The sequence below is a fragment of the Nocardiopsis sp. NPDC058631 genome (genome assembly GCF_042716955.1).
Lineage (GTDB): Bacteria > Actinomycetota > Actinomycetes > Streptosporangiales > Streptosporangiaceae > Nocardiopsis.
In genome coordinates, this window is record NZ_JBHXQY010000079.1 from 1 (window position 1) to 25047 (window position 25047).

The following is a 25047-nucleotide window of genomic DNA, read 5'->3' on the forward strand; positions in this document are numbered from 1 at the left end:
GAGGAGAACGCGCCTCCCCCGCCCGCCTCGCCCGAGACAACGGGCGGAAGGGCCGGTCGCCGGCCCTTCCGCCCCGTCGTTCTGTCGCCTTGTCGACCTGCGGACAGGGCGACCCGCGCGGGAGCCCTCTAGACTTGCGCTCCCCCGACCGAGAGGTGGCGCAGTGCTCCCCGAGATGACCTGGCTCAACGAACCTCCCCGATGGTCCGAGGACGACGGCGTCCTCACGGTCACCACCGGCAGTCGTACTGACTTCTGGCGCCGGACCCACTACGGGTTCGTCCACGACGACGGGCACTTCTACCACGCGACCGCGACCGGGGACTTCACGCTCCAGGCCACCTTCGGCGGTGACTACGAGGTCCAGTACGACCAGGTCGGCCTCATGGTCCGCTCGGACGAGGAGCACTGGGTCAAGGCGGGCGTCGAGTTCACCGAGGGCGCGCTCAACCTGAGCACGGTCCTCACCCGGGGCCACTCCGACTGGTCGGTCGTGCCGCTCCCCGCGGCCGGTGACGTCACCGTGCGCGTCATCCGTACCGGCGACGCGCTCAACGTCCAGTACCTGGACGGGGACGGGGGCTGGCGGCTCCTGCGCCTGGGCTATCTGCCGCTGCCGGAGTCCTGCCAGGTGGGGGTCATGTGCTGTTCGCCCGAGAGGGAGGGGTTCCGGGCCGTGTTCAGGGACCTGACGCTCTCCGCCACGATCCCCGACGACCTGCACGCGTAGCGTCCGCCGCCGATCTGCTTGTCGACAGACCGACAGACCGACAGAGCGGCAGACCGACGGGTCGGCGCGGTGCGCGCGCCGACCCGCGGAGCTGCCCGTGTGCGTCAGCGCCCGGTCTCGTGGCGCTGGTTGGGCACACAGTGGGTCATGGTCAGCCCCGCCACGTCGCGGGGGCCGTTCCTGCCGAGCCGGGTCAGACGCTCACGGTCCTCCTCCGTCAGGCTCTGGCTCTGGAGCGGCTCCAGATGGGCCACGTCGTCCGGGCCGATGTCCAGTCCCGCGCCCACGCGCAGCCCCAGGTCGTCCTCGACCAGGAGGAAGTGCCAGACCATGCGCTCCTGGATGGGCCGGTCGCACTGGGAGAGCAGCGTCGTGAAGTTGCGGACGAGGTCGTCGCGCTCCCACTGCTCCATCAACAGGTAGCGCTGGCCCGCCTGCTTGTAGTCGTTGGTGCGTGAGATGCGCTTGCGGGTGAGCTTGCCCCGGATCTCCGGCCCCTGTTCGTCCCGCGCGCGGTACTGCCCCTCACGCAGGCCGCCGGTGATGGACGGCTCGTAGTTCACGTGCGGGTTCTCCCCGGCGGCGTCCTGGTAGTAGTTCATCAGGCCGTCGCGCTGGTTGGTGCGCACGTTCGCGTTCCTGGCCTGGTTCACCGGGAGCTGGAGGTAGTTGGGCCCCACCCGGTAGCGCTGGGTGTCGCTGTAGGAGAAGGTGCGCCCGACGAGCATCTTGTCGTCGGAGAAGTCCAGGCCGTCCACGAGCACGCCGGTGCCGAAGGAGATCTGCTCGTTCTCGGCGAAGTTGTTCGCGACGTTGCGGTCGAGCACGATCCGGCCCACCGGCTTCGGCGGGAAGTCCTGCTCCGGCCAGGTCTTGGTGTCGTCCAGCGGGTCGAAGTCGAGTTCGGGGTGCTCCTCGTCGCTCATCATCTGCACGAGCAGCTCCCACTCGGGGTAGTCACCCCGCTCGATCGCCTCGTGCAGGTCCTTGGTCGCGTGGCCGGTCTCGGTCGCCTGGATGTTGGCGGCGTCGGCCTCGGTCATGCTCCGCACGCCCTGCCTGGGCATCCACGTGTACTTCACCAGGACCGTGTCCCCCGCGGTGTTGGCCCACTTGTAGGTGTTGACGCCGAAGCCCTGCTGGTGCCGGTAGTCCGCCGGGATCCCGCGCGGGCTGAACAGGTTGACCAGCATGTGCATGCACTCGGGAGTCTGCGACATGAAGTCGAAGATGCGGTTCGGCTCCTGGCGGAAGGTCACCGGGTCCGGCTTGAGGGCGTGGATCACGTCGGGGAACTTGACGGCGTCGCGGATGAAGAACACCGCGAGGTTGTTGCCCACCAGGTCCCAGTTGCCGTCCTCGGTGTAGAACTTGATGGCGAACCCGCGCGGGTCGCGGGCGCACTCCGAGGAGTCCCGGCCGCCGATGACGGTCGAGAACCGCAGCGCGACGTCGGTCCGCTTGCCCTTTCCCTGGAAGAGCCTGGCGCGGGTGTAGCGGTCGATCGGCTCGTCCCCCCACGAGCCGTAGGACTCGAAGTAGCCGAACGCGGTCGCGCCGCGCGCGTGCACCACCCGCTCCGGGATGCGTTCCCGGTCGAAGTGGCTGATCTTCTCCAGGAACTGGTAGTTCTCCAGCGTGGCGGGCCCCCGCTCGCCGACCGTGCGCTGGTTCTGGTTGTCGTAGACCGGATGTCCCTGTCGGTTCGTGAGAACCTCGCGGTCGTCCCCCGGCTCGGGCCCCTGGCTGGATACGTCGGTCATGTGACTGGTCCCCCACCTGTCGTTGTGTTCGCTCTCCAGCCTCGCACCTGACCGCCGCCGCGCCCGGTAGCGCGAGGCAAAGGCATTTCTTACCCTGCGTGGGCGTGTTGCGGGTGCTCCCACGACGGGCGCGCCGGGTGAGCCCGGCGCCGGCCGCGATGTTTCACGTGAAACCCCCGACGCCCGGCGCTTCGACACGCCAGGGGCACCCGGACCCCATGTCTGTCCCATGGGCGGCGTGTCGTCCCCGCCGCAGGCCGAACCTCGCGGACCGTGGAGACCTGTGCCCGCAAGTCGGCGGGAGAGGACGACGGGCCCCTGGGGCCGGTTCGGGGGCGAGCATGGGCGTACGCACGTGGATCGAGTCGTGGCCGGTGTACCGGCAGGCCACCGGGGACGACCGGCTCGGCCGGGGCGCCGCGGCCCGGTCCGAGCACACGGAGCGCCTGCGGCCCCGCACCGCCGACGCGGACCGGGTCGTCGCGTCGGTCTGCCCCTACTGCGCCGTCGGCTGCGGCCAGAACGTCTATGTCAAGGACGAGCGCGTCATCCAGATCGAGGGGAACCCGGACTCCCCCATCAGCAGGGGGCGCCTGTGCCCCAAGGGGGCGGCCAGCCTCCAGCTCACCACGGGGTCCGCCCGCGAGGAGAAGGTCCTCTACCGGCGCCCGTACGGCACCGACTGGGAGGAGCTCGACCTCGACACCGCGATGTCCATGGTCGCCGACCGCGTGGCGCGCACCCGGGACCAGACCTGGGAGGAGGAGTTCGAGGGGCACCGCGTGGCGCGCACCCTCGGCATCGCCAGCCTGGGCGGGGCGACGCTGGACAACGAGGAGAACTACCTCATCAAGAAGCTGTTCACGGCGCTCGGGGTCGTCCAGGTGGAGAACCAGGCGCGGGTGTGCCACAGCTCCACGGTCGCGGGGCTCGGCACCTCCTTCGGACGCGGAGGGTCGACCACCTTCCTCCAGGACCTCCAGAACTCCGACTGCATCGTGATCGAGGGGTCCAACTTCGCCGAGGCCCACCCGGTCGGCTTCCAGTGGGTCATGGAGGCCAAGGCGCGCGGCGCCGTCGTCATCCACGTCGACCCGCGCTTCAGCCGTACCAGCGCGCTGGCCGACCTGCACGTCCCCCTCCGCGCGGGCACCGACATCGCCTTCCTCGGCGCGATCGTCAACCACGTCCTCACCGAGGAGAAGTACTTCCGCGACTACCTCCTGGAGTTCACGAACGCGGCGACGATCGTCTCCGAGGAGTTCCGGGACACCGAGGACCTCGACGGGCTCTTCTCCGGTTTCGACGCCGACGGCAGGTCCTACGACACTTCCACCTGGATGTACGACGGGGCGCCGGTGGGCGCCGCCGCGGGCGACCGCGCGAACTTCGACCGGGTGCGGGGCACGGGCCGGCCCGAGCAGCAGGGCGCGGGGGGCGCGGTGATGAGCGGTGTCCCCCGCGAGGACCGCACGCTGACCGACCCGCGCTGCGTGTTCCAGATCCTGCGCAGGCACTACGCCCGCTACACCCCGGAGGCCGTCGAGGAGGTGTGCGGGGTGTCCCGGGAGGTGTTCGCCACGGTCTGCGACCACCTGACCCGCAACTCCGGCCGGGACCGCACCAGCGCGTTCTGCTACGCGGTGGGGTGGACCCAGCACACCGTCGGCTCCCAGTACATCCGGGCGGCGTCCATCCTCCAGCTGCTGCTGGGCAACATCGGCCGTCCGGGCGGCGGCATCATGGCACTGCGCGGGCACGCCAGCATCCAGGGGTCCAGCGACATCCCCACCCTGTTCGACCTGCTGCCCGGGTACCTGCCGATGCCGCACGTGGCGCAGGAGGGGTCCCTGCGGGAGTACGTCAGGACCAACGGCGCCTCCTACAAGGGCTTCTGGACGCACATGGAGGCCTACACCGTCAGCCTGCTCAAGGCGTGGTGGGGCGACCACGCCACCGAGGAGAACGGCTACCGCTTCGGCCACCTGCCGCACCTGACCGGGTCGCACAGCACCTACGACACGGTCATGGCGCAGATCCGCGGCGAGTGCAAGGGCTACTTCCTCATGGGCGAGAACCCTGCCGTGGGGTCCGCCAACAGCCGTGCGCAGCGGATGGGGATGGCCAACCTCGAATGGCTGGTCGTCCGCGACTTCTCCCTCATCGAGAGCGCCACGTGGTGGAAGGACGGTCCCGAGGTGGAGTCCGGTGACCTCCGTACCGAGGACATCGCCACGGAGGTGTTCTTCTTCCCGGCGGCCTGCCACACCGAGAAGGAGGGCACCTTCACCAACACCAACCGCACGGTCCAGTGGCGCGACCGCGCGGTGCTCCCCAAGGGCGACCAGCGCAGCGACCTGTGGTTCGTCCACCGTCTCGGCACACTGCTGCGCTCGCTCCTCGCCGACTCGGGGCTCAGCCGGGACCTGCCCCTGCTCGAACTGACCTGGGACTACCCGTCCGACGGCCACGGGGACCCCGACGCGGGGGCGGTGCTGGCCGAGATCAACGGCCGTGGCCCGGACGGCGCCCCGCTCGGCTCCTACACCGACCTGAGGGCGGACGGCAGTACGAGCTGCGGCTGCTGGATCTACTGCGGGGTCTACGCCGACGGCGTCAACCAGGCCGCGCGCCGCCGCCCCGGGGCGGAACAGGACTGGGTGGCGTCCGAGTGGGCGTGGAGTTGGCCCTCCAACCGGCGGCTGCTGTACAACCGGGCGTCGGCCGACGCGGACGGCAGGCCCTGGAGCGAGCGCAAGGCCCTGGTGTGGTGGGACGCCGAACGCGGTGAGTGGACCGGCCACGACGTCCCCGACTTCGAGCGGCACAAGTCGCCGGACTACCGGCCCCCGGAAGGGGCGAGGGGCGTGGAGGCCCTGAGCGGGACGGACGCGTTCATCATGCAGGCCGACGGCCGGGCGTGGCTCTACGCTCCGACCGGCCTCCACGACGGGCCGCTGCCCACCCACTACGAGCCGCAGGACACCCCGTTCGAGAACCCGCTCTACGGCCAGCAGCGCAACCCGACCCGGCTCCTGTACCCGCACGCGTTCAACCGGTACCACCCGGACGCGGGGACCCCCGGCGCGGACGTCTACCCCTACCTGGTGACCACCTACCGCCTCACGGAGCACTTCACCGCCGGGGGGATGAGCAGGTGGACGCCCTACCTCGCGGAGCTGCAGCCCGCGTTCTTCTGCGAGGTGGGCCCCGAACTGGCCGCCGAGCGCGGACTGGAACACGGCGGCTGGGCCACGCTGATCACCGCCCGCGCCGCGATCGAGGCGCGCGTGCTGGTCACCGACCGGATGGCGCCTCTGCGCGTGCAGGGGCGTGTCGTCCACACCATCGGACTCCCCTACCACTGGGGTCCCAACGGGTACACGACCGGTGACGCCGCCAACGAACTCACGTCGATCGCGCTCGAACCCAACACGCACATCCAGGAGGTCAAGGCGCTCACCGCCGACATCGTCCCGGGCCGCCGGCCGCGCGGCGCGGACAGGGAGGAACTGGTGCGCTCCCACCGCGAGCGCGCCGGCATCACCGAGCGGACCGGAACGGAGGTGTGACCGTGGTCGTGCGGAGCGAGAGGGAAGACGGGGACCCGGGAGAGGTCGCAACCGGGCAGGGCTACGGGGCCGAGCAGCGCGAGCGGGTCGGGTTCTTCACCGACACCAGCGTGTGCATCGGCTGCAAGGCCTGCGAGGTCGCCTGCAAGGAGTGGAACGCCGTCCCCGAGGACGGCCTGGACTTCACCGCGATGTCGTTCGACAACAGCGTGGGCCTGGGCGCCGACACCTGGCGGCACGTGGCGTTCGTCGAGCAGCGGCGACCGCTGGGCCACCAGGACCCGGGGGTGGGCCGCCCCGAGCCCGTCGACCTCGGCATGCCCGCCACCGAGCTCCCCGGCGCCTACACCGGTGAGGAGGGGCGCGGGGAGTTCCGGTGGCTCATGGCGTCGGACGTGTGCAAGCACTGCACCAGCGCCGCCTGCCTGGACGTCTGTCCGACGGGCGCGCTCTTTCGCACCGAGTTCGACACCGTGGTCGTCCAGCAGGACATCTGCAACGGCTGCGGGTACTGCGTCTCCGCCTGCCCCTACGGCGTCATCGACCGGCGCGAGGACGACGGCCGGGCCTGGAAGTGCACCCTGTGCTACGACCGGATCGGCGACGGTCTGGAGCCCGCCTGCGCGAAGGCCTGCCCCACCGACTCCATCCAGTTCGGGAACCTGGACGAGCTGAGGGAACGCGCGGCCGACCGCCTGGGGGACCTCCACGGGGCGGGGGTCTCCTCCGCCCGGCTGTACGGCGAGGACCCCGGCGACGGCGTGGGCGGCAACGCGGCCTTCTTCCTTCTGCTGGACGAACCCGAGGTCTACGGGATGCCGCCGGACCCGGTGGTCACCACCCGGGACCTGCCGTCGATGTGGGCGCACGCGGGCGTGGCGGCCCTCGCGTTGCTGGTCGGAGTGGCCGCCGCATGCGCTGGGGGGCGACGGTGAGCACGTCGGACGTGACGAGGGACGGCGTGCGCGGGCAGCGCCCGGGACGGGACGCGGTCACCGGGAGCGCGCGGGTGGTCGGGCAGGAACAGCGCCGTCGGCACAGAGGGAGGCGGGGCGGGCGCGGTGGGCCCACACGGGTGCCGGACGCCGGGTTCCGCTCCTACTACGGAAGGCCCGTCCTCAAGCAGGTGGTGTGGGAGGCCCCCGACATCGGCGGGTACCTCTTCCTGGGCGGCCTGGCCGGCGCCTCCTCGGTCCTCGCGGCCGGGGCCGAGCTGACCGGCCGCCACGCCCTGGCCCGCCCGCTGAAGTACACGGCCCTCGCCGCGATCTCGGGTTCCGTGGTGGCGCTCGTCCACGACCTGGGCCGCCCCGAGCGCTTCCTGTACATGCTCCGGGTGGTCAAGCCGACCTCACCGATGAGCGTGGGGACGTGGATCCTGACGGGGTACGGTCCGCTCGCCGGGATCGCCGCGGTGACCGCCGCGACGGGGTGGTTCCCCCGGATCGGCCGGGCAGCAGCGCTCGGTGCCGCCGTGACGGGCCCCCTGGTCGCCACCTACACGGCGCCCCTGGTGTGCGACACCGCCGTGCCGTCCTGGCACGAGGGGTACAAATACATGCCGTTCGTGTTCGCCGCCTCGGCGGCGTCCGCGGCGGGAGGGGCAGGACTGGTGGCCGCCCCGATCGGGCAGAGCGGACCCGCGCGTCGGGCCGCCGTGGGCGGTGCGCTCGTGGAGACCGCGGTGTTCACCGCCATGGAGCACCGGATGGGCCTGGCCGGTGAACCGTACCGGGCGGGCACGGCGGGAGCCTTCGTCCGCGCGGCCAAGGCCCTGACCCTGGCGGGAGCGGCCGGGGCCGTGCTGGGCCGCCGTAGCCGGGCGGTCTCCGCGCTGAGCGGCGCCGCCCTGCTCGCCGGTTCGGCCTGCACGCGGTTGGGGGTCTTCCACGCCGGCAAGCAGTCCGCCGCCGATCCGAAGTACACGGTGCTGCCCCAGCGGAGGCGGCTGGCGGAGCGCGCCGGGGAGGCGGAGCGGGCCGGGGAGGCCGGGCACGCGGGCGGCCGGGCGGGGCCCGGCGGTGACGGCGGCGGGGCCTGAGGGCTCCCCGCCCCGACTGCGGGGTAGAAGACAGTTCCAGGACGGATCCCCCAGAAAGGCCCGACGATGGCGTTCCAACGGCCAGGACTGCCCTCCGACCTGCCCGATCCGGAGCTCCTGTGGGCGAGGACCGGGGCGTACGCGGCGGTGTGCGCCGGACTCGGCCGTGCCGACTGCGTGGCGGAGGACGCCGTCGTCCGGCGCGGCGAAGGCGCGGACGGGGACGGGTTCCGGCTGGCCCGGGTGGCCGGGGGGCGGTTCCTGCTGGTCGGCGCCCACCGCCTCAGGTCGCCCGAGCGGGGGTGGCCGCGTCCGGTGGACCCGTTCGAGGGTGCGCCCGACTGGCTGCCGTGGGAGTGGCTCGAACAGGTTCCGTGCCCCGACTTCGCCTACTGGTGGGACGGCGCCTGGGCCCGCACGGCCTACCCCGACGACTGGGACGACGACGGTCTCGGCTCGGCGGTCGAGGGAACCGACGCGGACCTACCGGTGTGGCGCATGGAGATCCTGGACCCGGACACCGACGGGTTCGGCCGGGGGCCGCTGCGGGAGGCGCTCGGAACCCTGGTGGCCCGCGCCGAGGAGCACGCGGTGGACGCCGCCTCCCTGGGCGCCGTGATCGGGTACCTGGAGCACGCGGGGGAGGCCGACACCGAACGCGCGCTGGAGTGCGCGCGCGGCCTCGGGCTGACGGGGGACTCCGAGCCCCTCGCGCTTTTGGCCGGTCAGGGCGGCCCCGCCTCGGGAGGCTGCCCGGTCATCGGACTGGGCGAGCGGCTGCTGTTGGTCGGCGACGCCATGCGGTCCGCCGGGGAGTTCACGCGACCGGAGGCCGTGACGGTCCTCCGGGTCCCCCGGCCCCCGGGGGCGGACGCCGGCCCTCCACGGCCCGCGGAAGGGGCGGAGCCTGGCGAGGCGGCCCTCCTCCCCGAGGTGGCCGCACTGGCGGCCCAGATGGGCGGTCGGGTCACGGGCGGGCGCGGCGACGTGTGCGTCCTGGTCTTCCGCGCACCCCACCCCCGGGGCCTGACCTCGGAGAACGGGGCCGAGGTGCCCTCCGACACCGGTCTGCCGGAACTGCTGGAACGGCTGCGCGAGCAGGAGGCGCACCCCGAACGCGGCCGGTGGCTCTTCGCGCGGATCACCGCCTCCCCCCGGGAGGTCCTGCTGGAACGCGTCTTCGACCACTGGCCGACCTGGGAGAACGGGAAGCCCGACGGTACCCCCGAGGACCTGGGGTTCCTGGCCTCGGAGATGGCTGCCCGCTCCGCCGAGTGGCGCCCCGCCTGGGCAGCGCTGCTGGACGAGGCGTCCGCCTTCGACCCTCCGTGGCCCGGCCCTCCCGGGATGCCCAGCATCCCGCCCCTGCGGCCGGACGCGGCGGGGCGCGTCGCCCTGCTCGACCGGATCGGTAGCCTGCTGCGCGCCGCGGCGGGACGGCGGGACTGGGAGCAGCTGCACCTGTCCTACCGGGCCCTGGTCGGCTACGCGGGCGGAACCCTCGTGGCCACCGGCCCCGCGGGGGACGAGGAGCTGGGGCTGGACGGGGGCCTGCGCGCCGCGTTGGCGGCCCTGCGGTCGGTCACCTACTCCGAGGGGCGGGGGGCCTGGTTCCGCGCGGAGCTGGTCCTGAACCGGGCCGGTGGCTGGCGGATCGTCTACGACCGTGACGGCGAGCCCGACTTCGCCGTGCCGCCGCCGGCGTTCAGCTACGCCCTGGACATCCGCTACTACCCCAGGGACGCGGGACGGGTGCCGCCCTGGTTGGCGGAGCGCCTGCGCAGCGCCCGGGGCTGACACGCGGCACCCGGCCCCCGGCGCCCGCGTCCCTCCCGGGAGCCGGGAGCCGGGAGCCGGGAGCGTCCGTCAGGAGTCCCGGACCTGGTCCGGGCGGTGGACGACGGGCGGCTGCACCGACCACGGGAAGTTGATCCACCGGTCGGTGTGCTTCCACACGTACTCGCACTTGATGAGGGACTGCGGTTTCTCGTACACGACCGCGCTGCGCACCTCGGCGACGTGCTCGGCGCAGAAGTCGTGCACCAGTTTGAGGGTCCTGCCCGTGTCGGCGACGTCGTCGGCGACGAGGACCTTCTTGTCGCTCAGGTCCACGAGGTTCGGGACCGGCGGCAGCATGACGGGCATGTCGAGGGTCGTGCCCACCCCGGTGTAGAACTCCACGTTCATCACGTGCAGATTCTTGACGTCGAGCGCGTACCCCAGGCCCCCGGCGACGAAGAGCCCGCCCCGGGCGATGGAGAGGATCATGTCGGGCTCGAAACCGTCGTCGGCGACGGTGCGGGCCAGGTCGCGCATCGCGGTGCCGAAGAGCTCGTAGGTCAGGTTCTCGCGCTCGTCGCTCACGGGCGGTCCTCCTCCTTGCGCGGTGGGGTGCTGTGCGCCGGGCCGTGCTCCCACCGCGGGCGGGCGGGCACGCGGCGCCGCCCCATGCTAGTCGGCTCACCACAGCCGCTGCCGGTGCGGCGTGAGGGGCCGGTACTTCGGCCACCTGTCCACGAGGGTGGGTGTTCTGGGTCACAGTGATGGACGAACGGTCCGAGAAAGACCGTCGATCCGTGACGTTTTCTCGATTATCTCCGGGTTGTGGCGAACATATGGCAACAAACTGCACCATGTTTCTATACACATCCCTCGACCCCAGGAGGTAGTGGCCATGGCCGATGCCCAGGACCTGCTCCCCTCCGAACAGCCGGTACAGCTGCTCGACGAGACCGGGAGCCCGGTGGCCGGCGCGGACCTGCCGTTCCCCGGCCCGGAGCGCCTCCTCGCCGCGTACTCCTCCCTGGTGATCGGCCGCCGCGTCAACGACCAGGCCGGTGCGCTCGTCCGCCAGGGACGCCTGGCCGTCTACCCCTCGTCGCACGGGCAGGAGGCCTGCCAGACCGGCGCCGCCCTCACCCTCGCCGAGGGGGACTGGCTCTTCCCCACCTACCGCGACACCGCCGCCGTCATCGCGCGCGGCGTCGACCCGGTCGAGGTCCTCACCCTCCTCAAGGGCGACTGGCACGCGGGCTACGACCCCTACGCGCACCGCGTCGCCCCGCAGGCCACACCACTCGCCACCCAGCTCCTGCACGCCGTCGGCGTCGCCCACGCGGCCCGCCTGCGCGGCGAGGACACCGTCTGCATGGCCCTGTGCGGCGACGGCGCCACCAGCGAGGGCGACTTCCACGAGGCGCTCAACTTCGCCGCCGTGTTCAAGGCCCCCGTCGTGTTCTTCGTGCAGAACAACGAGTACGCGATCTCCGTTCCGCTGGCCAGGCAGAGCGCCGCGCCCTCCCTCGCCCACAAGGGCGTCGGCTACGGCGTGAACGCCGAGCGCGTCGACGGCAACGACACCCCCGCCGTCCTCGCCGTCCTCGACCGTGCCGTGGCCGCCGCCCGTGAGGGGAAGGGACCCCAGCTGGTGGAGGCCCACACCTACCGCATGCAGGCGCACACCAACGCCGACGACGCCACCCGGTACCGCAGCGACGAAGAGGTCGACCCGTGGGTCGCCAGGGACCCGCTGCTGCGCATGGAGGCCTACCTCGAGCGCAAGCGCCTGCTCACCAAGGCCCGCCGGGCCGAGATCGCCGAACGCGCCGAGGCCGTCGCCACCGCCATGCGCGAGGGTGTCTCCCGCGACGCCGAACCGGACCCCTCCGAACTGTTCGCGCACGTGTTCTCCACCCCCACCCCGCAGCTGCGGGAGCAGGCCGCCTTCCTGGCCGACGAACTCAGCAGAGAGGGCAGCTGACATGGCGACCGATCCCACCAAGCTCTCCATGGCACAGGCGCTCAACCAGGCGCTGCGCGACGCCATGGCGCAGGACGGGAGCGTCTACGTCTTCGGCGAGGACGTGGGCCCCCTCGGCGGCGTCTTCCGCATCACTGACGGCCTCACCGCCGAGTTCGGCGAGAACCGCTGCTTCGACACCCCGCTCGCCGAGTCCGGCATCGTCGGCATGGCCGTGGGCATGGCGATGAACGGCATGCGCCCCGTCGTCGAGATGCAGTTCGACGCGTTCGCCTACCCCGCGTTCGAGCAGATCGTCAGCCACGTCGCCAAGACCCGCAACCGCACGCGCGGCCGGGTCGGCCTGCCCCTCGTCATCCGGGTCCCCTACGCGGGCGGGATCGGCGGCGTCGAGCACCACTGCGACTCCTCCGAGGCCTACTACGCGCACACACCCGGCCTGACCGTGGTCACCCCCTCCACGCCCCACGACGCCTACCACCTGCTGCGCGACGCGATCGCCTCCGACGACCCGGTCGTCTTCATGGAGCCGAAGAAGCTCTACTGGGGCAAGGAGGAGGTCGACCCGGCCGCCCCCTCGCCCGGCATCGGCAGGGCGGTCGTGCGCCGCCCCGGCACCGATGCCACCCTCATCGCCTACGGACCGGCCGTGCCCACCGCGATGGAGGCCGCCGAGGCCGCCGCGCGGGAGGGGCGCAGCCTCCAGGTCGTGGACGTGCGCTCGCTCGTCCCCTTCGACGACGAGACCGTGTGCGAGGCGGTCCGTTCCACGGGCCGCGCCGTCGTGGTCGCCGAGGCCACCGGGTACGCGAGCGTCGCCTCGGAGATCGTCGCCCGGGTGACCGAGCGCTGCTTCCATTCCCTGGCCGCCCCGGTCCGCCGGGTCACCGGCTTCGACATCCCGTTCCCGCCACCCAAGCTGGAGCGCTACCAGCTGCCCGGGGTGGACCGCGTCCTGGACGCGGTCGACGACCTCCAGTGGGAGGACCAGTGACGACGCAGACCTTCGACCTCCCCGACCTGGGTGAGGGACTGACCGAGGCCGAGGTGGTGCGCTGGCTCGTCGCCGTCGGCGACACCGTGGCCGTCGACCAGCCGGTCGTGGAGGTGGAGACCGCCAAGTCGATCGTGGAGGTCCCCACCCCGTTCGCGGGCACCGTCAGCGTGCTGCACGGCGAGGAGGGCGAGGTGAGGGAGGTCGGCAGGCCGCTGATCAGTATCGCCGCCGCCGGACCCGTCGAACCCGCCGGATCCCCGTCCGCGTCGGCGCAGCGGGAACGGCCGGAGTCGCCTGCGGGCGAGCGGTACCGGGAGGAGGAGCGTGCCGGGTCCGGCAACGTCCTCATCGGCTACGGCACCCCCGACGACGGAAGACCCGCGGGGAGGCGCCGCCGTCCGCGCCGGAGCCCGACCGCGCGCCCGGCCGGGACGGTCGTGTCCGGGCCGGACACCGCCCCCGGGCCGGACACCGCCCCCGGGCCGGAGGCGTCCGCCGCCCCCGGTGCCACGACCGACCCGGTTTCCGGCGGGGCGGGGCGGCCGCCGCTGGTGACGTCGCCGCTGGTCCGCCAGATGGCACGCGAGGCCGGTCTGCGGATCTCCGAGGTCACGGGCAGCGGCCCCGGCGGCCTCATCACCCGCCGCGACGTGGCCGCGGCGGTCGAGGCCGCCCGCTCTCCGGCCCTGGCCCCGGTGACCCCGATCGCCCCGGAGGGGGCGGCCGGGCCCGGGACCGGTGCCGTGGACCCCCGCACCGGGCTGGCCGAGTCCCGGCGCGAGCCCATGAACGGCTTCCGTAGGAGCGTCGCCGCCTCGCTCTCGCGCAGCAGGCGGGAGATCCCCGAGGCCACCGTGTGGGTGGACGTCGACGCGACCGAACTGGTGAACCTGCGCCGGTCGGACCCCGACGGGCCGGGCCTGCTGTCCTACGTGGCGCGGTTCGTTCTGGCCGGCCTGCGCGCCCACCCCGAACTCAACGGGCTGGTCGACGCCGAGCGCGGCGAACTGGTCCAGTACGACGGCGTCAACCTCGGCCTGGCCGTGCAGACCGACCGGGGCCTGGTCGCCCCGGCCGTCCTGGGCGCGCACCGGCTCACCACGCTGGAGCTGGACGGGGAGATCCGCCGCGTCACCGCCGCCGCCCGCGAGGGGAGGGCGACCCCGGCGGAGATGACCGGGGGGACCTTCACCCTCAACAACTACGGGTCGCTGCGGGTGGACGGCAGCGCCGCCATCATCAACCACCCGCAGGTCGCGATCCTCGGTATCGGCCGGATCATCGACCGCCCGTGGGTCGTGGACGGAGAGCTGACCGTCCGCAAGGTCACGCAGCTGTCGTTCGCCTTCGACCACCGCGTGTGCGACGGGGGGACGGCTGCGGGGTTCATGCGCGTGGTCGCCGACGCCATGGAGAACCCGGCCGGGGCCATCGCCCGCCTCTGAACCGGACCCCGGGCCCGGCGCGCCTCCGCCCCGGCGGACGCGCGGCGGGCCCGCCCGCACGGGCCCGCACCGGGCCGCCGTGCGGGCGGGGTCAGGCCGGGGTGCTCCCGCTGTTCACCGGGGCCCCGGGGCCCCGGGCGAGCACGGCGTCGAGGTACTCGCCGATCGCGTCCCTGTTGCGGGCCAGGCACCGGATACGCTGCTCCATCCGTTCCCGTTCGTGCTCCAGGGCCGCGATCATCTCCGGGGTGGCGTCGGGGAAGTGGATGGACCGGGGCTTGTCCAGGCACGGCAGGATCTGTTTGATGAGCCGTGTGGGGAGCCCCGCGTCGAGCAGGCCCCGGATCTGGACGACCCGGTCCACGAGGCCCTCGTCGTAGTTCCGGTAGCCGTTCGCGCAACGGCCCGGGTTGATCAGGCCCTGTTCCTCGTAGTAGCGCAGCAGCCGCCGGGGGGTGTCGGTGCGCTCCGACAGCTCTCCGATGCGCATGTGACCGGCCTCACTTCCGCTCTCGTTGACCCTCACATCTGTGTGAGCGTTCGAGCATATGCCGCATGACCTCCGAAACCACCGGTTCCCCGACGGGAACCCGGGAGAGTACCCTCCCCCTGTCCGCACTGCTGGCCCTGGCCACAGCCGTCTTCATCACCAGCCTCACCGAGACACTGCCCGCCGGGGTGCTTCCCGCGATGAGCGCAGACCTCGGGGTCGGGGAGCCCGCCATGGGGCAGTCGGTGACGGTCTACGCCGTCGGCACCGCGCTCACGGCGATCCCCCTGGCCGCAGCCACCGCCGGATGGCGGCGCAGACGCCTGCTGCTGGCCGCCGTCGTGGCGTTCGCGGTCGCCAACACCGTCACGGCCCTGTCCTCCGACTACCTTCTGACCATGGCCGCACGGTTCGTCGCCGGGGTCGCCGCCGGCCTGGCCTGGGCGATGCTCGCGGGGTACGCCCGCAGCCTCGTGCCCGTCCACCTCCAGGGCCGGGCGATCGCCGTGGTGATGGCCGGGATCCCCGTGGCGCTGTCGCTCGGGGTGCCCGCCGGGACCTTCCTCGGCGCGGCGTTCGGCTGGCGGACGGCCTTCTCCCTCATGACCGTGCTCGCCGTTGTCCTCGTCGGCTGGATCCTCGCGGCGGTCCCCGACCGTCCGGGCCGGGGCGCGCAGAGCCGCGTCCCGATCCGCAGGACCCTTGCCCGGCCCGGCGTGGTGCCGGTCCTGGCCGTCACCCTGGTGTTCGTGCTGGCCCACACGGTCCTCTACACCTACGTCGCCGCGTTCCTGGAGCGGATCGGCATGGGCGGCTCCGTGGACCTCGTACTGCTGGTCCTCGGCGTCGCCTCCCTGGCGGGCATCTGGATCGTCGGCTCCCTGGTCGACCGCAACCTGCGCGCCCTCACCGTCGCCAGTGTCCTGCTGGTCGCGTTGGCGGCCGCCCTCCTGGCGCTGCTCGCCGACTCCCCCACCGCGGTCCTCGTCGCGGCGGCGCTGTGGGGCCTCGGATGGGGCGGCGTGCCGACCCTCCTCCAGACAGCCGCGGCCGACGCGGGCGGCGACGCGGCCGACACCGCCCAGGCCGTGCTCGTCACCTTGTGGAACGCGGCCATGGCGGGAGGCGGGGTCGCGGGCGGGGTCCTGCTCGCGGTGTTCGGTACCGCGGCACTGCCCTGGAGTGTGCTGGTGCTCCTGGCGCCGGTGCTGGCCGTGGTGCTCGTGGCCCGCACCCACGGGTTCCCCGCCGAGAGGCCGGGAGCCGAGGCGGCTCACGGCTGAGCCGGAGTCCGTGCCGACGAGGCGTCCTGCCGCCGGGGAGTGGTGGCGACAGGACGCCTTGTCGACATGTGGACGCCGGCCCCGGGCGGTTCGGGCCGCCTCATACCGAGGACGACCGAGCTGATGGGCCGGAACGGCTGGGAGGCCGGGCTACTCCTCGTCCTCCAGAGCCTCGGCGTCGGCGGTCCGGCCGCGCAGCATGAGGTCCAGTACCTCCATGAACTGGTCAGCCCGCCGTCGGCCGAGCACGAAGGGGTTGTCCCCGCCGGGATCGTCGCGGACCTGCTCGGCGCGCGCGAGCCCGTCGTCGATGGGGTGGTTGGCCAGTTCCACATCCACTCCGACCCTGCGCATCCGGTCGCGGAACGAACGGATGGACGCCAGGTAGGTGTGCAGTTCCGCGAGCGTCTCGGGCGGTTGGGTGCCTCCCCACAGCATGGCCGTATGGCTCTCGGAACCCGTCCGCACGGGGAGGAGGGGAGAGACGGTGCCCTCGGTGTGGCCGGGGGTGTCGTACAGGTGGAGAGTCGTGCCGCCGAGGGTGAGGCGTTGGCCGTCCGTGATCTCCAGGTCCCGGGCGGGAGCGTGGTCCGGCCGGGTGCGTTCGACGAGGTCCCAGTCGGCCGGTGACATCAGCACGCGTGCCCCGTAGCGGTCGGCGAGGTACTGCGCTCCACCGAAGTGGTCGTAGTGGCCGTGGGTGACGACGACGTACTTGATCGTCTCCGGATCGGCTCCCAGCTCGCGCAGCCCCGGGACGATCACGTTCTCGGCGTCATCAGGGGACCTGAGCGCGTCGATCAGCACGATCCCCTCGTCGGTGAGGACCGCCATGGCGTGCACGAATCCCACGCTCAGCATGGCGAGGTTGTCGAACAGCTTCACCGGGGCCGGGGCGGGCAGTGGGGGGATGGCGGTGCCAGGGGTCAGCGCCCGCACGAGGTTCCGCAGGACCGGGTCCTCCCCTGCCAGCCTGCTCGCACGGTCGTAGTAGAACTGGCCGTCCGCTGCGGCGGCCGCGGGCGACGAGGTGAGACCGGCCACCCCGGCCCCGGCCGCGAGGCCGACGACGGTGAGCCGGGCGAAGCGGCGCCGGGAGAGGGTGTCCTTGTTGTCGTCGTGGGGGGACGGTGGCTGCACGGTGGTTCTCCTGCCGGTTGTCGGGGAACAGGGGGCGGTGGGAGCCGCAACGGCCCCACCGCCACCTTCGTTCGACGCCGACCGCCCGCCCGCGGTTCGGCCCCGGGCGGTTCAGCCGGCCCCGCACGGCGGGCGCGGCGGGGAGGACCTCACCGCCCCTCCCCCAACAGCGCGAACAGGCCGGAGAAGCCCTGATCGCCGTGGCCGTCGGCGATCCGGCGGTCCATCAGGTCCTTGACCTCGCGCATCCGCACGGCTTCCACGCCGACGGACTCCCGGTGGTCGATCATGTCGTCCATCAGCGCGGCCTGGACCCGGAGGGGGCCGAGGTCCGGTGGGTAGTCGCCGTTCTTGACCGCCTTGCCGAGCGAGGTCAGCAGCGACGGGTACGCGGCCACCGAACCGGCGACGCGCTCGGCGAACTCCACGACGTCGACCCCTTCCGCCTGCACCAGCCGGAGGGTGTGCAGGAAGCCGATGAGCAGCTCGTAGCCCACCGCGACCTGGGCCATGAACTCCACGGCGGCCAGGCCGGCGTCCGTGCCCTGGTAGGCGATGTCGCCCAGTGCCCGCAGCGCCGGCCCGTGGGCGTCGAACGCGCGGCGGGCGCCGCTGACCGGAAGCAGGAGGTCCGGGGTGCCCACGTGCACCGGATCCCCCATGAGCTTGCCGTCGAGGTACTCGGCACCGTGTTCCCGTGCCCAGCGCTCGTAGGTCCGGGCCTGCGCGGGGGAACCGCTCGTGAGGTTCACCAGCACCTTGCCCGCGATGGCGGAACCGACGGAGGCCAGGACCTCGTCGACCGCCGTGCTGTCGAGCAGGCAGACCACGACGAGCTCGCTCGCCGCCACCGCGTCCGAGGCCGTCGCAGCGGTCTCGGCACCGAGGCCGACCAGCGGCGCGGTCTTGCTCGCTGTCCGGTTCCAGACCGTCGTGTGGTGGCCGTGGTCGACGAACGTCGTGGCGATCGCCGTCCCCATGTCGCCGAGGCCGAGCACGGTGACCCGGGTGGCCGCACCGCCGCCGTCTGTTCTCTTCGTCATGTTCCCTGCCCTCTTCGGAGCGAATGGCCGCTGTGCGCCGATGCTAGAAAGTCAACTTAAGTTGAGGTCAAGTGCGGCTGCCGGCTGCCGGGAAGCACGGAACGGTCCTCTTCGGTCGGTGCACGGAAGGCAGGGCCCCGGCGGGGTTCTGGGCCCTGTGCCCCTCCCCGGGGCAGCGACGGTGCCAGGGCGCGGACCCCTGCGGGGCGGGGTGCCCGCGCGGTGCGCGCGGGCGTCTCCGGGGGCGGGCGGCGGACCTGTGCCGCCCGCCCGTGCGGTGGGGCCTACGCGGAGAGGAACCGCAGGAGGGCCTCGTTCACCTCCTGGGCGTGGGTCCACAGCAGGCCGTGCGGAGCGCCTTCGATCTCGACGTACTCCGCCGAGGGCACCAGCGCGGAGAACGGGCGGCCGGTGGCCTCGACGGGAAGGATGCGGTCGGCCGTGCCGTGCACGATCAGCGCGGGCACGTCGATGCGGGCGACGTCGGAGCGGAAGTCGGTGAACCAGGTGAGCGGGGCGGCCGCCGAGGCCACCGCACTCGAAGCCGCGGCGGCGTTCCAGCTGTTGCGCACGGCCTCCTCGCTGATCCTCTCGCCCAGGTTCTCGTCCAGGTTGAAGAAGTTCTCCAGGAACCCGGTGAAGTAGGCGTACCGGTCGGCCTCGACCTGGGTGACGATGTCCTCGAAGAACTCCCGTGGCGCGGCTCCGCCGGGGTTGTCCTGCGTCTTGAGGAGGTACGGCTCCAGGGCGCCGAGGAAGGCGGCCTTGGCGACGCGGCCGGAGCCGTAGGTGCCCAGGTAGCGGCCGACCTCGCCGGTGCCCATCGAGAACCCGACGAGCACGGCGTCGGTCAGGTCGAGGCTCTCCAGGACGGTGTTCAGGTCGGCGGCGAAGGTGTCGTAGTCGTACCCGGTGGAGGGCTGCGAGGACTGTCCGAATCCGCGGCGGTCGTACGTGATGACCCGGTACCCGGCGTCCAGGAGGGCGGCGGTCTGCTTCTCCCAGGAACGGCCGTCGAGCGGGTACCCGTGGATGAGGACGACCGGCTGCCCGGCGCCCCGGTCCTCGTAGTACAGCTCGATCGACTCGCTGTTCTCGGTCCCGACGGTGATGCGTCCCATGACTGTCTCCCTGTGCGCCTGTCGCGACCCCAGGATGAGAACGGTCGTTCTCATCCTGGGCGCATGTGCGAGAACGTTCGTTCTCACTGGCACCCACCCTAGAGAACGTTCGTTCTCATGGCAAGTACACTGGTGGCATGAATTCGCCCGACGAGGAGTACCGCGACCGCATCGTCAGCGCCGCCGACAGGCTCTACTACGCACGCGGCTTCTCCTCCGTGGGCATGGACGAGCTGCGGGACGAGTCGGGGGTGTCCCTCCGGCGGCTGTACCGGCTCTTTCCCTCCAAGAACGACATCGTCATGGCCGTGCTCCGCGGTCGGCGGCGCATGTGGACCGAGGGCCTGGCCGAGTACGTGGACGCGGTGGGACCGCCGGAGGAGAAGCTCCTGGCCGTCTACGACTTCCTGTCGGGGTGGTTCTGCGAGGACGACTTCAGGGGATGCGGCTTCGTCAACGCCTTCGCCGAACTCGGAGCCGTGAACCCCGAGGTGGCCGAGATCGCGCGCGAGCACAAGGCGTCGTTCCAACGGGACCTGGAGCGACTCGTGGCGGAGCTCGGAGCCGAGCCCTCCCTCGCCGCCCAGCTGGCGCTCCTCGCGGAGGGGGCCCAGACCACCGCCGCCATCTCGGGCGACCCCGTGGCGGCGACGCACGCCCGGAGGGCGGCCCGGACCCTCGTCGGTGCGGCACTGGCGGGTCGCGACGCGGAGGCCGGCGTCACCGGCGGCCGCTCCCCCGGTGCGGACGATCGGGAACGGCCATGACGGACGACCGGTGGACCGTCGACTTCTGGCTCGACCCCTCCTGCCCCCTGACCCGCAACACCGCCCGGTGGATCACATCGCTCACCGAGCACGTGCCCCTCGACGTCCGCTGGCACGTGATGAGCCTCTTCCTGCTCAACGAGCACCGCGACGAGGACCCCGAGGGTGATGTCGAGGGCTACCTCCGGATACCCGCACGGGTCGCCACCGCCGTGCGGGTGAACCATGGGAGCACCGCGCTCGGCGCCTTCCACGACGCTCTCTGGACCGGATCCGACGGTACGCACCGGGAGTGGATCGGCGACATCGGTGCCGCCCTGCGCCGCTGCGGGCTCCCGGCCGACCTCGCCGACGCCGGGTGGGGGGACGGCCACGACGCCGCCCTCCGTGAGTCCCACCAGGACGGGGTCGGCCGTGTCGACGCCGAGATCGGCACACCGGTCCTCGCCGTCACCACACCCGATGGCGTTCTTCCCGCCGTGTTCGGCCCGGTCGTCGCCGAGGTGCCCGCACCGGCCGAAGCCCTCCGGCTGTGGCAGGCCACCCTCCTACTGGCGGGCGTTCCGGGCTTCCGCGAGATCAAGCGCTGACGTGCCGGCACCGGCCCGGACGGCCGGTCGCGGAAAGGCGGCGCCGCTGCTCACCGGCCGACCCGGTGGACAGCGGCGCCGACCGCTCCGTCGCGTCCCTACTCCTCGCCCTTGGAGACCAGGGTGAGCACGTCGTACGTGGCGACGGGCTCGTCGTCCTGGTTCGTGACCACGGCGTCCCAGCGCACCTCGCCGTACTCGGCGTTCGTGCGCGGGGTGATCTGCTTGGCGGTCAACGTCACCCGGATGGTGGCGTCCTCCTTCACCGGGGTGAGGAAGCGCAGGTTGTCCACGCCGAAGTTGGCGAGCACGGGGCCCGGTGCCGGGTCGACGAACAGGCCCGCCGCGAGCGACACCACCAGGTAGCCGTGCGCCACGATCCCGCCGAACAGCGGGTTGGCCGCCGCGGCCTCCTCGTCGGTGTGCGCGTAGAACGTGTCACCGGTGAACTCGGCGAAGTGGTCGATGTCGGCGCGGGTGACGGTACGCTCCGCCGACGCGATCGTGTCGCCGATCCGCAGTTGCGTCAGGTCCTTGCGGAACGGGTGCACGTCCCCGACCGTCCGCCGGGACCCGGTGGTCCAGTGGCCGGTGATCGCGGTGACCATGTCCGGCGGGGCCTGGATCGCGGTGCGCTGCATGTGGTGCTTGACACCGCGTACGCCGCCCAGCTCCTCGCCCCCGCCCGCGCGCCCGGGACCGCCGTGCACCAGGACGGGCAGCGGCGACCCGTGGCCCGTGGACTCCTTGGCGTCGTCCCGGTTGAGCACCAGGATCCGGCCGTGCCACGGCGCCAGGCCGAGGACGACCTCGCGTGCCACGTCCGGGTCGTTGGTGACCAGGGAGCCCACCAGGCTGCCCCGTCCGCGTGCGGCCAGCTCCACGGCGTCGGCGACGCCGGAGTAGGTGATCACGGTGCTGACCGGGCCGAACGCCTCCACGTCGTGCGGCTCCTCGGCGCCCGGCGCGGCGCGCAGCAGGACCGGTGACATGAACGCCCCGGTCTCGGCGTCGGCGCCGGTGACCTCGACGCCGTCGGGGTCACCGAAGACGATCCTGCTGGAGGAGCGCAGCGCCTTGACCGCCTTGCGGACCTCCTCGCGCTGGTCGAGTGACGCCAGCGGGCCCATGCGCGCGTCGGGGTCGTCGGCCGCCCCCACGACCACCTTGGACAGGCGGTCGACCAGGGCGTCGGTGACGGCGTCCGCCATCGCCTCGGGCACGATCACCCGGCGGATGGCCGTGCACTTCTGTCCGGCCTTGACGGTCATCTCGGTGACGACCTGCTTGACGTACAGGTCGAACTCGGGGTCCTCGACGGACACGTCCGGGCCGAGGATCGAGCAGTTGAGCGAGTCGGCCTCGACGTTGAGCTGCACGCCGCCGCCGACGACGTTGGGGTGGCTGCGCAGGGTCGCGCCGGTCGCGGCGGAGCCGGTGAAGCCGACGATGTCCTGGGCGCCCAGGTGGTCGAGCACGCCGCGCGCGCTGCCGGCGAGGAACTGGAGCGAGCCCTCCGGGAGGAGCCCGGACCCGACCATGCGGCGCACGACGGCGGCCGTGAGGTAGGCGGTCTGGCTGGCGGGCTTGACGATGCTCGGCATGCCCGAGAGGAAGGCGGGCGCGAACTTCTCCAGCATGCCCCACACGGGGAAGTTGAAGGCGTTGATCTGCACGGCCACGCCCGGCCGTGAGGTGTACACGTGCTGGCCGACGAACGTTCCCTGCCGTCCGAGCGGTTCCAGGGGGCCGTCCAGGATGACCGTGGCGTTGGGCAGCTCGCGGCGGCCCTTGCTGGAGAAGCTGAAGAGGGTGCCGAAGCCGCCGTCGACGTCGACCATGGTGTCGCGCTTGTTGGCGCCGGTCCGGTGCGAGAGCGCGTAGAACTCGTCCTTGTGCTCGGTGAGGTGCTTGGCGAGTTCCTTGAGGATGTTCGCGCGCTGGTGGAAGGTCAGCCGCCGCAGCGCGGGGCCGCCGACGCGGCGGGCGTGGTCGACCATCCCGGCGACGTCGAGTCCGGCGGCCGAGATGCGGGCGACGGTCTCACCGGTGTTCGCGTCGGCCAGGGGTGCGCCCTCGTCCGCGGGGGCGAACCACGATCCCTGCGCGTAGCTCTCCAGTACTTCGGACACCTGACGGTCCTCTCCTCGGGCGGTGGGTCTTCCGGAACAGTATTACAGACCGATCGTTCAGTAAATAGTGTCCGAGCGGTCACGCCTGCCCTCACCTGGGGTTTCGTATGACTCCGCAGCAGGTCGCAGGCCCCTTGCGGTCGGGCGCCCCCTGGTCTTGGCGCCCCAGGGGTCGCACCGGCCCCTGGGGCGGACCGGCCCGAACCCGTGGATGCGCCTGACCCGAACCAGCTCCGGTCCGGGCCCGAACCCGGACACCGTGTGCCGAAACGACTCATCGCTTTGTCGACATTGTGAGCGCCTCGGTGCAGGTTCGTTCTCCTCCCCCGATCCTGTAACAAACGGCCTCCGCCGGACACAGGGAGGGTGACACCGCACGGAAGGAAGCCGATGACCGATGACAGGGATGACGGAGATCCCGCCAAAGGGGAGTTCACCCGGTTCTTCGAGCGGCACTACGACGACGTCCACCGCTACGCCGTCCGGCGGCTCGGCCCCGACCACGCCGACGACGTCGCCGCCGAGACCTTCGGCGTCGCCTGGCGCAGATTCGACCGCCTGCCCAAGGACCGACCGCTCCCCTGGCTGTACGGGGTGGCCCGCAACGTCGTCCGCGCCCGCTCGCGTCGCGGCCGGCAGCGAGCCGAGGTGCTCAGCGCCTTCGAGGAGGGCTCCGCCCGCGTACCGGCCGAACCCGACACCACGCGGCGCGTCGCGGAACGCGACGAGGCGCTGCGCGTCCTGGAGCGGTTGAGCGACAAGGACCGCGAACTCGTGATGCTCCTGGCCTGGGAGGGCCTGGAGCTGCCCGAGGCCGCGCGGGTCCTGGGCTGCACCGCGGCCACCGCGCGGGTGCGCCTGTTCCGGGCGCGGCGCCGGATCGAGGGCCTCCTCGACCCCCCGCTGCCCGCGCAGGCACGCCGTCCGGCCGCCCTGACAGTCCCCCTGGAGGAACGATGAGCCGCACCGACACCGACGCCGTCCGCGCGCTGTTCGCCGCGCACGACCCCGCCGCCTCCGTCCACGCCGACCCCGCGCGCCGGGAGCTCTCCCGGATCGAGGTGATCGCCGCGGGCCACCGGCCCGGACCCGCCCGCCCGGTCCTCCGCCGTCCCGCGTTCCGGGTCGCCCTGGGCGCCGTCGCCGCCCTCGCGGCCGTGGCCGTGGCCGTACCGTTCGCGTTCGACTCCGCGGAGCCCGCCTACGCCGGGCCGCCCCCCGCACCGCTGGAGGTCCCGTTGACCGACCTGGAGCCCGGGAACGAACAGCTGCTCGCCCTGGCCGAGGCCGCCGAGGGCCGGCCCGCGCCCCCGAGGCCCGGTGACGTCGCCTACGTGCGCACCTTCCAGTGGACCCTCACCTACTCGCAGGACCTGGACACCGACGAGGCGGGTTGGGGCATCCTCCCCGTGCGCGACGAGGTGTGGCGGACCCCGCACGAGTCCGGTCTCCAGGTGGAGACCCCGAGCGTCCCCGACCACATGGGCGGCGACCCCAACCCGCTCCAGCGCCTGTTCGAGGACGGGCCCACCGAGTTCGAGTGGGGCGACGGCGAGGGGGGAAACGGCATGTTCTTCTCCCTGGAGCCCGACTCCCTCTCCTCCGACCCCGAGGTACTGGCCGACCAGCTGCACGGGGCGGGATCGGACCTCGCCGACGCCGAGGCCGGGGCGAGGCTCTTCTACGCCCTCCAGCAGTTGTACGAGGAAGCGCCCGTGGAGCCCGAGGTGCAGGCCGCGGTGCTCCGCGTCCTCGCCGAGGAGGAGGACGTCATGTTCGCCGGGTCCGCCCGCGACCGTGAGGGCCGTGAGGGCCTGCTGTTCGTGGCCGAGGAGCAGACCGAGGCCGGCACGCTGCTGGAGCGGCGGATCATGTTCGACCCCGTGACGGGGCAGCCGCTCTACCACGAGACGCTCACCACGGAGTCGCCGTTCGAGGAGGACGCGGATCTGCCCATGGTGGGCGACTACACGGTCCTGGTCGAGTCCGCGTGGGTTCCGGAGGTCGGGGACACGCCCTGACCTCCGGCGGGGCCGGGACACGGCCCGGCCCCGGCCCCGCCGCCCGGCTCCTGCCAGGTCCGGCCCGGACCCGAATCCGCTGCGGTCGGGGCCCCGGCCCGGTCGCCGAGTCGGCCTGTCGGCCTGTCGGCCTGTCGACAATCGGCGCCGCC

Annotated in this window: 20 protein-coding genes; 13 read left to right on the top strand and 7 right to left on the bottom strand. The window is 72.6% G+C overall.

Going from position 1 to position 25047, the window contains the following annotated elements:
- Positions 1–163 precede the first annotated feature (163 nt).
- Positions 164–730: a DUF1349 domain-containing protein gene (locus tag ACFWTE_RS22300; protein WP_378781664.1), complete on the top strand. Its 567-nt coding sequence runs from the start codon at positions 164–166 to the stop codon at positions 728–730.
- A gap of 104 nt (positions 731–834) precedes the next feature.
- Here the strand turns inward: ACFWTE_RS22300 and ACFWTE_RS22305 are convergent, their stop codons facing one another.
- Complete coding sequence (locus tag ACFWTE_RS22305; RefSeq protein WP_378781665.1) at positions 835–2493, bottom strand: catalase; 1659 nt, start codon at positions 2491–2493, stop codon at positions 835–837.
- Between the two features lie 341 nt (positions 2494–2834).
- Between ACFWTE_RS22305 and fdh the strand changes: the two genes are divergently transcribed.
- The 4 genes from fdh to ACFWTE_RS22325 all read left to right on the top strand — a co-directional run bounded on the left by fdh (position 2835) and on the right by ACFWTE_RS22325 (position 9903).
- Positions 2835–6065, top strand: a complete 3231-nt coding sequence (gene fdh / locus ACFWTE_RS22310) for a formate dehydrogenase (RefSeq protein WP_378781667.1) — start codon at positions 2835–2837, stop codon at positions 6063–6065.
- A gap of 2 nt (positions 6066–6067) precedes the next feature.
- Complete coding sequence (locus tag ACFWTE_RS22315) at positions 6068–7000, top strand: 4Fe-4S dicluster domain-containing protein (RefSeq protein WP_378781669.1); 933 nt, start codon at positions 6068–6070, stop codon at positions 6998–7000.
- On the top strand, positions 6997–8106 hold the full coding sequence (gene nrfD, locus ACFWTE_RS22320; RefSeq protein WP_378781670.1) for an NrfD/PsrC family molybdoenzyme membrane anchor subunit: 1110 nt from the start codon (positions 6997–6999) through the stop codon (positions 8104–8106). The genes ACFWTE_RS22315 and nrfD overlap by 4 nt, the downstream gene beginning before the upstream one ends.
- 66 nt (positions 8107–8172) lie before the next feature.
- Positions 8173–9903, top strand: coding sequence for a hypothetical protein (locus ACFWTE_RS22325; RefSeq protein WP_378781671.1), 1731 nt, complete (start codon positions 8173–8175; stop codon positions 9901–9903).
- Between the two features lie 69 nt (positions 9904–9972).
- On the opposite strand, the gene ACFWTE_RS22330 is transcribed toward ACFWTE_RS22325, so the two are convergent.
- On the bottom strand, positions 9973–10470 hold the full coding sequence (locus ACFWTE_RS22330) for a phosphoribosyltransferase (protein WP_378781673.1): 498 nt from the start codon (positions 10468–10470) through the stop codon (positions 9973–9975).
- Positions 10471–10780: 310 nt separating this feature from the next.
- Between ACFWTE_RS22330 and pdhA the strand changes: the two genes are divergently transcribed.
- The 3 genes from pdhA to ACFWTE_RS22345 are packed head-to-tail and all read left to right on the top strand — an operon-like array spanning position 10781 to position 14308.
- A complete protein-coding gene (gene pdhA, locus ACFWTE_RS22335) occupies positions 10781–11866 on the top strand; it encodes a pyruvate dehydrogenase (acetyl-transferring) E1 component subunit alpha (RefSeq protein ID WP_378781675.1) in 1086 nt (361 codons plus the stop codon).
- 1 nt (position 11867) lies between these two features.
- Complete coding sequence (locus ACFWTE_RS22340; RefSeq protein ID WP_378781678.1) at positions 11868–12860, top strand: alpha-ketoacid dehydrogenase subunit beta; 993 nt, start codon at positions 11868–11870, stop codon at positions 12858–12860.
- A complete protein-coding gene (locus tag ACFWTE_RS22345; protein ID WP_378781680.1) occupies positions 12857–14308 on the top strand; it encodes a dihydrolipoamide acetyltransferase family protein in 1452 nt (483 codons plus the stop codon). Before ACFWTE_RS22340 ends, ACFWTE_RS22345 begins: the two co-directional genes overlap by 4 nt.
- A 91-nt stretch (positions 14309–14399) precedes the next feature.
- Here ACFWTE_RS22345 and ACFWTE_RS22350 read toward each other — a convergent pair whose 3' ends face one another.
- Positions 14400–14798, bottom strand: a complete 399-nt coding sequence (locus ACFWTE_RS22350; protein ID WP_378781681.1) for a MerR family transcriptional regulator — start codon at positions 14796–14798, stop codon at positions 14400–14402.
- Positions 14799–14863: 65 nt separating this feature from the next.
- On the opposite strand from ACFWTE_RS22350, the gene ACFWTE_RS22355 reads away from it, so the two are divergent.
- The gene (locus tag ACFWTE_RS22355) at positions 14864–16081 is read left to right on the top strand and encodes an MFS transporter (RefSeq protein WP_378781683.1); all 1218 of its coding nucleotides are present in this window, start codon (positions 14864–14866) and stop codon (positions 16079–16081) included.
- Positions 16082–16231: 150 nt separating this feature from the next.
- On the opposite strand, the gene ACFWTE_RS22360 is transcribed toward ACFWTE_RS22355, so the two are convergent.
- From ACFWTE_RS22360 to ACFWTE_RS22370, 3 genes are all read right to left on the bottom strand, one after another.
- Entirely contained in the window at positions 16232–17221 is a 990-nt protein-coding gene (locus ACFWTE_RS22360; RefSeq protein WP_378781684.1) for an MBL fold metallo-hydrolase, read from the bottom strand.
- Positions 17222–17370: 149 nt separating this feature from the next.
- A complete protein-coding gene (locus ACFWTE_RS22365) occupies positions 17371–18264 on the bottom strand; it encodes an NAD(P)-dependent oxidoreductase (protein WP_378781686.1) in 894 nt (297 codons plus the stop codon).
- 284 nt (positions 18265–18548) lie between these two features.
- Positions 18549–19385, bottom strand: coding sequence for an alpha/beta fold hydrolase (locus ACFWTE_RS22370; protein ID WP_378781687.1), 837 nt, complete (start codon positions 19383–19385; stop codon positions 18549–18551).
- 137 nt (positions 19386–19522) lie between these two features.
- Here ACFWTE_RS22370 and ACFWTE_RS22375 point away from each other — a divergent pair, with 137 nt between their 5' ends.
- Positions 19523–20152: a TetR/AcrR family transcriptional regulator gene (locus ACFWTE_RS22375; protein WP_378781689.1), complete on the top strand. Its 630-nt coding sequence runs from the start codon at positions 19523–19525 to the stop codon at positions 20150–20152.
- A complete protein-coding gene (locus tag ACFWTE_RS22380) occupies positions 20149–20742 on the top strand; it encodes a disulfide bond formation protein DsbA (RefSeq protein WP_378781690.1) in 594 nt (197 codons plus the stop codon). The genes ACFWTE_RS22375 and ACFWTE_RS22380 overlap by 4 nt, the downstream gene beginning before the upstream one ends.
- A gap of 98 nt (positions 20743–20840) precedes the next feature.
- On the opposite strand, the gene paaZ is transcribed toward ACFWTE_RS22380, so the two are convergent.
- Positions 20841–22874, bottom strand: coding sequence for a phenylacetic acid degradation bifunctional protein PaaZ (gene paaZ, locus ACFWTE_RS22385; protein ID WP_378781692.1), 2034 nt, complete (start codon positions 22872–22874; stop codon positions 20841–20843).
- Between the two features lie 390 nt (positions 22875–23264).
- Between paaZ and ACFWTE_RS22390 the strand changes: the two genes are divergently transcribed.
- Both ACFWTE_RS22390 and ACFWTE_RS22395 read left to right on the top strand, forming a co-directional pair.
- A complete protein-coding gene (locus ACFWTE_RS22390; protein ID WP_378781694.1) occupies positions 23265–23834 on the top strand; it encodes an RNA polymerase sigma factor in 570 nt (189 codons plus the stop codon).
- Positions 23831–24895, top strand: a complete 1065-nt coding sequence (locus ACFWTE_RS22395) for a CU044_5270 family protein (protein WP_378781695.1) — start codon at positions 23831–23833, stop codon at positions 24893–24895. Before ACFWTE_RS22390 ends, ACFWTE_RS22395 begins: the two co-directional genes overlap by 4 nt.
- Positions 24896–25047 lie beyond the last annotated feature (152 nt).

What these genes read in the sequence shown, in the direction of transcription:
- ACFWTE_RS22390 (WP_378781694.1), top strand. Translation starts at nt 23,265, where the DNA reads ATGACCGATGACAGGGATGACGGAGATCCCGCCAAAGGGGAGTTCACC.
- ACFWTE_RS22355 (WP_378781683.1), top strand. Translation starts at nt 14,864, where the DNA reads ATGACCTCCGAAACCACCGGTTCCCCGACGGGAACCCGGGAGAGTACC.
- pdhA (WP_378781675.1), top strand. Translation starts at nt 10,781, where the DNA reads ATGGCCGATGCCCAGGACCTGCTCCCCTCCGAACAGCCGGTACAGCTG.
- ACFWTE_RS22340 (WP_378781678.1), top strand. Translation starts at nt 11,868, where the DNA reads ATGGCGACCGATCCCACCAAGCTCTCCATGGCACAGGCGCTCAACCAG.
- ACFWTE_RS22370 (WP_378781687.1), bottom strand. Translation starts at nt 19,385, where the DNA reads ATGGGACGCATCACCGTCGGGACCGAGAACAGCGAGTCGATCGAGCTG.
- ACFWTE_RS22375 (WP_378781689.1), top strand. Translation starts at nt 19,523, where the DNA reads ATGAATTCGCCCGACGAGGAGTACCGCGACCGCATCGTCAGCGCCGCC.
- ACFWTE_RS22395 (WP_378781695.1), top strand. Translation starts at nt 23,831, where the DNA reads ATGAGCCGCACCGACACCGACGCCGTCCGCGCGCTGTTCGCCGCGCAC.
- ACFWTE_RS22325 (WP_378781671.1), top strand. Translation starts at nt 8,173, where the DNA reads ATGGCGTTCCAACGGCCAGGACTGCCCTCCGACCTGCCCGATCCGGAG.
- fdh (WP_378781667.1), top strand. Translation starts at nt 2,835, where the DNA reads ATGGGCGTACGCACGTGGATCGAGTCGTGGCCGGTGTACCGGCAGGCC.
- ACFWTE_RS22305 (WP_378781665.1), bottom strand. Translation starts at nt 2,493, where the DNA reads ATGACCGACGTATCCAGCCAGGGGCCCGAGCCGGGGGACGACCGCGAG.
- ACFWTE_RS22365 (WP_378781686.1), bottom strand. Translation starts at nt 18,264, where the DNA reads ATGACGAAGAGAACAGACGGCGGCGGTGCGGCCACCCGGGTCACCGTG.
- ACFWTE_RS22350 (WP_378781681.1), bottom strand. Translation starts at nt 14,798, where the DNA reads ATGCGCATCGGAGAGCTGTCGGAGCGCACCGACACCCCCCGGCGGCTG.
- ACFWTE_RS22380 (WP_378781690.1), top strand. Translation starts at nt 20,149, where the DNA reads ATGACGGACGACCGGTGGACCGTCGACTTCTGGCTCGACCCCTCCTGC.